The sequence below is a fragment of the Desulfobacula sp. genome (assembly GCF_021107415.1).
Genome location: NZ_JAIOSW010000327.1, coordinates 1 through 7,056, shown reverse-complemented (window position 1 = coordinate 7,056; position 7,056 = coordinate 1). Strand labels below are relative to the sequence as shown.

Genomic DNA, 7,056 nt, shown 5'->3' with positions numbered 1-7,056 from the left:
GGGGCAAGATCTGCGGCAATGGGGTTTAACAGGATTGTGGATGCAGATATTGATCTTAAAAATGAGAGGACAGCCATAAGGGAAATCCCGTCAGGATTATTATCAAAAAAGGAAAGTCTGTTGTTTGTTATCCTGTCATCCCTGGTATTTATTTTCTGTGCAGCCATGCTGTCACGCCTTTGCCTGATGCTTTCTTTCCCGGTATTATTTTTTTTATTGTTTTATTCCTACACCAAACGATTTACAAAGTTTTGTCATCTTTATCTTGGATTTGCCATCTGTCTTGCCCCTGTGGGAGCATGGGTGGCCATTACCGGAACCCTGTCCTGGAGTATTGTTTTTTTAAGTCTTTCTCTTATGACCTATATTGCCGGATTTGATATCCTTTATTCCTGCCAGGACATTGATTTTGATCAAAAGCAGGGTCTTTTTTCCCTGCCGTCAAAAATAGGCCCGCAAAAAGCCATGCGCATTTCTTCTGTGCTTCATACTTTAACCTTTGTTTTTCTTTTGGCCATGTATATGACATTTGGCATGCATCCTGTTTTTTTAGTATTCATGGGGATCATCGGCCTTCTTCTAGTAGTAGAGCACAAGCTTGTTAAACCCGATGATTTGACGCAGATTAATGTGGCGTTTTTCCATATGAATTCAATGATATCCGTTTTGCTTTTCATCGGTATACTGACACAGGGTTTTTTTAGATGAAAACCAGAGAGACCATCCGATTTATTTTAGACACCTTTAAGAAAAATGGGTTCCAGGCCTATATCGTCGGCGGCGCTGTCAGGGATATCATGCTGCAGAGAACACCGGATGATTTTGATATTTTAACCCAGGCATCAATAAAAGAGATACAGAGTATTTTCCCAGATCAAAAAGTTAAAATGGTTGGAAAAGCATTTCCCATTTGTATTGTGAATGGTGTTGAAATTTCTTCGGGCCGGACAAAATTTGATATCTTCAATTTTCCTGAATCAGATCTGGCCAAAAGAGATTTTACCATCAATGCCATGGCCTATGATCCCCTGTCAAAAAAAATCATTGATCCCTTTAACGGAAGAAAAGACCTTGAAGATGCCATTATAAGATTTACAAAAGATCCTGAAAAAAGAATTCAGGAAGATCCCGTTAGAATGATCCGGGCCTGCCGGTTTGTGGCCTTGATCGACGGGGATTTCTCCTTATCTTCTCTTGAGCTTATCCTTGCCTCTAAAGATTCGCTGGATAATGTTGCTAAAGAGAGAATCCATCATGAAATTATGAAAGCAATGGCCTTGGAGAAGCCCTCTTTGTTTTTCAAGGCATTAAAAAAGACAGGGCTGTTGAATAAAATTTTCCCAAGCCTTGATCGCTGCCACGACCTTGATGGCGGTTCCTATCATGGAGAGACGGTATTTGATCACAGCATGCTGGTGGGCGATGCTTTATCGCCCCGTTTCCCGGTTTTAAGGCTGGCAGGTTTTTTACATGATGTCGGCAAATTTGATGCTGCAAAAACAACTGAGGGCAAGTTGACATTTGCAGGGCATGAGAATCATACCCGGGCTGTGGTTCATGATCTTACAACATTAAGATTTTCTGTTAAGGATATTGCCTATATCACCTCTTTGATAAAAGCTCACATGCGGCCGTTGACAGACCGAACAACGCCGAAAGCCGCCAGAAGGCTGCTGGCAATGCTGGATAAATATGATCTTGATTACTCGGATTTCATGAGGATGAGAATTGCGGATAAAAAAGGGAATCTGGCCAAAAGACCCTATACTATTTCTGAAATTCGGCTTAGATTAAAAAAATTGTTCAATGAGATGGCTGAAAAATCAAGTTTTCGGATGAACCATCTTGAGATTAATGGGAAAGATATTATCCGGATACTTGGTATTACTTCCGGCCCTGAGATCGGTAAGATTAAGCAAAGGCTGTTTGAAAAGGTGTTGGATGATCCTAAACTGAATAATTATGATGATCTAAAAAAGCTATGCCTTTCCTTGCAAATAAAAAAATAATTCTCATATTCGGATGCTTAACGATTTTTTTCCCGGGAGCCTTTGTCTTTGGTTTTCCCGGTGTCATGGCATCGGAATGGCAGATGCTTTTTGGTGTGAATAAGGCGCAAATTGGCAGGTTAATGTTTTTTATCCTGGCAGGTACTGGTTTTTCAATGGTTCTGGCAGGAAAACTGCAGGAAAAAATACCCAGCCGGTTTATTATTTTTGCCGGCAGCCTTATCGGCTCTCTTGCCATGATCTTTGTCGGGCAGGCAAGCACCATTGAACACGTTTATATCTGGGCTTTTATTGAAGGCTTTTTCTGTGGATTCGTTTATATCCCATGTCTCACCGTTTTTCAAAAATTGTTCCCAAAAAATAAAGGGGTGGTGACCGGTCTTTTTAATTTGAACTTTGGGGGCTCTGCCGCTGTCATGTCGCCGATATTTACATATCTACTGGTTTCAAAAGGCTATGTGTTTACGTCCAATTTTGCAGCAGTCGTTTCCATTATTCTGGGTACATCATTTGCCTTGCTCATAAGGATTCCGGGTGATGCCAAGGATACGGAAAAACAACAATTATCAACTATGTCAGTGAAAAAAACATTAAGAATGTCATCTTTCTGGTTTCTCTGGTTTGTGTGGGCTTTATCCGGGGCAGCCGGCATTTCTTTAATCGTTCTTGCTTCTTCTTTGGGGACATCTCTGGGGTATGGTATCACACAATATGTCTATATATTGACCGGTTTTAATGTGTTAAACGGGATTGGCCGCCTGGTTTGCGGCAGACTGTCGGATATTTATTCCAAACAAAAAATATTGATGACGGTTTTTTTAATGGCCTCTCTTGCCTATTTTTTAATGCCGCAGTTTACCAATCTTTATATCATCAGCATTTTAGCCTGCTTTATCGGACTTGCCTTTGGAGCGCTTTTTACTGTTTCCGCCCCATTGGTGACCGAGGTTTTCGGGCTTGAAAATTTTGGAAAAGTTTTCGGACTGGTATTTACGGCATATGGGTTTTTTGCAGGATTTTTGGGCCCTTGGCTGTCCGGGATGATTCTTGACATAAGTGGTTCAAATTTTAAAATTGTGTTCAGCTTGTTTGGAGTGTTTTATCTTATTTCTTCCGGTCTGATTTTTGGAGTGAAAAAGCAATGAAAGCCCATATCCAAAATATTAATTTGTCAATAATTCAATGGTTTTCCAATGAATATTTTTGAATTATTTTTTGATATTTTTCAGATATTTTGAATTGTTTTAATTTTTTGGAAAAGGTATTTGAAAGTGCTTTATGGCCTCTGATTTTTGAAAATCCAATATATAACGGATCTTTGGAAATATCAGGGCTTAAAGGTTTGATCTGATCATCAAGTTCCATTTGGTCTAAAAGTATCCGGACGGCAAGCTTGTTTCCCACAATCACATTACATCTGTTATTGATAAGACTTTTGATTAATTCTTTTTCAGTTTCCAATTGATAGTTTAGAGGAAAATTCACAGCATCAAACCGTTTTCCATAGCTATAGTTTCGAATGGTTCCGATTTTATAAGGGATGATGGTTTTAATATCACCTGAATAAGGAAGATCTATTGTTTTTAAGGTAAAAAGGGTATTGGTTTCATGGGCTAGTATATTGTTGGAAAAATGCATGAATGTTTTTCGGTTTTTTGTTTTAAAAAGATTCATCATGGCATCAACATATCCTTTTTTTACCATATTGATACATCTGGACCACGGGTATTGTTTAAAAGAGATACTGATGTCCAAAAGATTTGCAGTCTCGATGATGATTTCAATAATAAAGCCCTGTTCGACACCATTTTTGTCCAGATAATGGTAGGGGGGGAAATCCTGACCCCTGACAATTGTCAGCATTTGTTCAGCATTGGCATGGCAAACGGATAAAATGAGAAACAGGGCACAGAAAAATATTTTTTTAATACTCTTTTTCATTGGCAGCCTTTTAAAAATTGTTTTTGTATTATCTCAAAATTTCAGGCCCATGGCAAAGTTATTTAATAAAATTTTTAATTGCTTGCAAACCATTGCCGACCAAAGATATAAGTGCTTAAAATATTTATAAAAGAATTGAAGGATATGGGCAATGAGTGACGTTGTATTGATCAATATTACCGGCAGGGACAGAAAAGGGCTTGATGCAAAGTTTACAGGGATTCTGGCTGAATACGATGTCAATATCCTGGATATCGGCCAGGCCGTAATCCATGAGCATATTTCCCTTGGGATTTTGGCTGAAATTCCCAATTCAAAAGATTTTTCTTCAATCTTCAAGGATATGTTGTTTGAGGGTCACAACATGGGGCTTAAGATAGATATTAAACCGATTGACTCTGAAAATTATGAAAAATGGGTCCACGCCCAGGGAAAAGAGAGAAGAATCATCACCCTTCTTGGCAGAACGCTGACAGCCCATCAGATTTCTGCGGTGGCATCCATTATAGCAGCAAATCATTTGAATATTGACAGCATTACACGTCTGACAGGAAGGATTTCCCTTAAAAAATCCCAGGATAATCCCAGGGCAAGCGTACAGCTTTCCGTCAGTGGAACCCCTTTAAATATTCTTGATATGCGAAGAAAATTTATGGAGATTTCCCAAAAAGCCGGGATTGATATTTCATTTCATGTGGATAATATTTACAGGAAAAACAGGAAGCTGGTTGTCTTTGATATGGATTCAACATTGATTCAGGGTGAAGTGATTGTTGAACTGGCCAAGCTGGCCGGTGTTGGAGAGCAGGTGGATAAAATTACCGAAGCTGCCATGAGAGGGGAGATAGATTTTAAAGAAATCTTTGGAAAAAGAGTGGCCCTTTTAAAAGGGATAAAAGAGGAGCAGCTGGGAAAAATATCAAGAGACCTGCCTTTGACCGAAGGAGCGGATCTGGTTACCAAGACCCTGAAAGGCCTGGGGTATAAGCTGGGTATCCTGTCCGGGGGATTTACCTTTGTGGGGGACTATTTAAAGGAACAGCTTGGGTTTGATTATATGTATGCCAATGAACTGGATATTGAAAATGGTGTGGTGACCGGAAATGTCGTCAGTGATATTATAGATGGCAAGAAAAAAGCAATATTACTCAGGCAGATTGCCCAAAGAGAGAATATTGCCCTTGAACAGACCATTGCTGTCGGAGACGGCGCCAATGATCTACCTATGATCAGTATTGCAGGCTTAGGCGTTGCCTTTAATGCCAAACCCGTTGTCCGGCAGAGAGCGTCCAATGCCATTTCAAGTGTTGGCCTGGATGGGCTTTTATACCTGATCGGCCTTCATGAAAGAGAGATTAAACAGGAAGTACGGCAGGCAACAGAGTATTCATATGGATAACCTGAAGGTCACACGTAACCTGAAGGTCACACGTAACCTGAAGGCCACACGTAACCTGAAGGCCACACGTAGCCTAAATGCCACAAGTAACCTGAAGGTCACAAGTAAAATGCAACGGCTTGCCCGTGATGTGAGACAGCTTTCCGACCAGCTTGTCCTGTGTACCCGTTGCGGGATGTGCCAGGCAAATTGCCCTTTGTTTGCCCAGACCCGGAAAGAAGCAGATGTGTCAAGGGGTAAGCTTGCCCTGATCAATGGATTGATTGATGAGATGTTTGATGATGCCAAAGGGGTCAATGAACGGCTTGGACGATGTCTTCTCTGCGGTTCCTGTGCCCATGGCTGCCCCAGTAATGTAAATGTTGTAGAAATATTTTTAAAGGCAAGGGCTATTATTACTCAATATCTCGGGCTGCCGTTTCCAAAGAAAATAATATTTAAGAGAATTTTGTCCAATCCAGAAACATTCAATAGCATCATGGGGATGGTCACCCCGTTTCAAAAAATCTTTTTTAAAAAACAAGACAATCCCCAGGGAACTTCCTGTGCCAGGATTGCTTCACCGCTGCTGCGGCATCGACATATTGTTCCGCTCAAAGAATCACCCTTTAACACAAGTCTTGATGACCTGGATTACAGGGTAAAAGGGAAAGGTGTAAAAGTAGCTTTTTTTGTGGGCTGCCTGATAGATAAAGCCTTCCCGAATATTGCCCACAGCGTGGTTAACGTATTAAAGCATTTTAACGCCCAAATTTTTATTCCTTCCCATCAGGGCTGTTGCGGCATCCCCGCAATTGCAGCAGGCGACCTTGAAACCTTTGAAACCCTTGTCAGAACCCATGTAGAACTTTTTTCAAAAGAAAAATTTGACTATCTTGTGACTGCCTGCGCCACCTGTTCATCCACCATTATAAAACTATGGCCCTCGTTGTTAAAACATCTGGATAAAAGTCTGTTAAGTCAGATTGAAGCGCTGGCCCAAAAGACAGTGGATATCAGTTGGCTGATGGAAAAACGCTTTGACCTGTCTTCGGCAATTCCAGATAAAGAGCCGGATAAAGACCCAGATAAAGACCCAGCTAAAGAAAGGGCAAAAAAGATAATTACCTATCATGATCCCTGCCACCTTAAAAAGTCCCTTGGGGTATTTAATGAGCCCCGCCGGGTTATTCAAGCTTGCGGTCACACCTTAAAAGAAATGGCAGACAGCGACACCTGCTGCGGTATGGGAGGAAGTTTTAATCTTCAATATTATGATATTTCATCTAAAATCGGCCAGGAAAAAGCCAAAAATATTATGGATACCAAATGTTCAATTGTTGCGACTTCCTGTCCTGCCTGTATGATGCAGATATCCGACATGCTGGCAAAACAGCACCAGTCAATTTTGGTCAAGCATCCCGTGGAGATTTTCAGCGAAGCACTTTTTGCTAAAAGTAAATCGTAGGGTCAAAAATTTTTGCTTCTTTAAATCCTTTTATCCTGTGAAGACAAGAATCACACCTGCCGCAGGACCTGCCGTTTATATCCGGATCATAGCAGGAGAGGGTCAAAGAATAATCCACTCCTAATTTGTCGCCGGTTTTAATGATCTGTGCTTTTGAAAGATGGATTAAGGGGGTTTCAATTTTTAATATGGTTTTTTTTGTCACCCCGGTTTTAGTGGCAAGATTGGCCATTTTTTCAAATGCCTCAATAAAGGCGGGC

7 protein-coding genes are annotated in these 7,056 nt (G+C 40.7%); 5 read left to right on the top strand and 2 right to left on the bottom strand.

The annotated features are described in order from the left end of the window. The 3 genes from K8S13_RS16660 to K8S13_RS16650 form a co-directional block, all read left to right on the top strand. The coding region (locus K8S13_RS16660; RefSeq protein ID WP_291464233.1) for a UbiA-like polyprenyltransferase at positions 1–708 on the top strand (708 nt) is incomplete at its 5' end. Continuing rightward, a complete protein-coding gene (locus K8S13_RS16655; RefSeq protein ID WP_291464231.1) occupies positions 705–2,009 on the top strand; it encodes a CCA tRNA nucleotidyltransferase in 1,305 nt (434 codons plus the stop codon). The genes K8S13_RS16660 and K8S13_RS16655, both read left to right, overlap by 4 nt. Then, positions 1,982–3,154 (top strand): MFS transporter, encoded by a 1,173-nt coding sequence (locus K8S13_RS16650; protein WP_291464229.1) that lies wholly within the window; start codon positions 1,982–1,984, stop codon positions 3,152–3,154. The genes K8S13_RS16655 and K8S13_RS16650 overlap by 28 nt, the downstream gene beginning before the upstream one ends. 34 nt (positions 3,155–3,188) lie before the next feature. Here K8S13_RS16650 and K8S13_RS16645 read toward each other — a convergent pair whose 3' ends face one another. Continuing rightward, complete coding sequence (locus K8S13_RS16645; protein WP_291464227.1) at positions 3,189–3,950, bottom strand: ABC transporter substrate-binding protein; 762 nt, start codon at positions 3,948–3,950, stop codon at positions 3,189–3,191. Between the two features lie 151 nt (positions 3,951–4,101). Between K8S13_RS16645 and serB the strand changes: the two genes are divergently transcribed. Further along, complete coding sequence (gene serB / locus K8S13_RS16640) at positions 4,102–5,349, top strand: phosphoserine phosphatase SerB (protein ID WP_291464225.1); 1,248 nt, start codon at positions 4,102–4,104, stop codon at positions 5,347–5,349. Further along, a complete protein-coding gene (locus K8S13_RS16635) occupies positions 5,342–6,796 on the top strand; it encodes a (Fe-S)-binding protein (protein WP_291464223.1) in 1,455 nt (484 codons plus the stop codon). The genes serB and K8S13_RS16635 overlap by 8 nt, the downstream gene beginning before the upstream one ends. Here the strand turns inward: K8S13_RS16635 and K8S13_RS16630 are convergent. Then, positions 6,780–7,056 (bottom strand): 7-cyano-7-deazaguanine synthase (locus tag K8S13_RS16630; protein ID WP_291464222.1); only part of this gene is annotated, 277 nt, incomplete at its 5' end. The genes K8S13_RS16635 and K8S13_RS16630 overlap by 17 nt on opposite strands.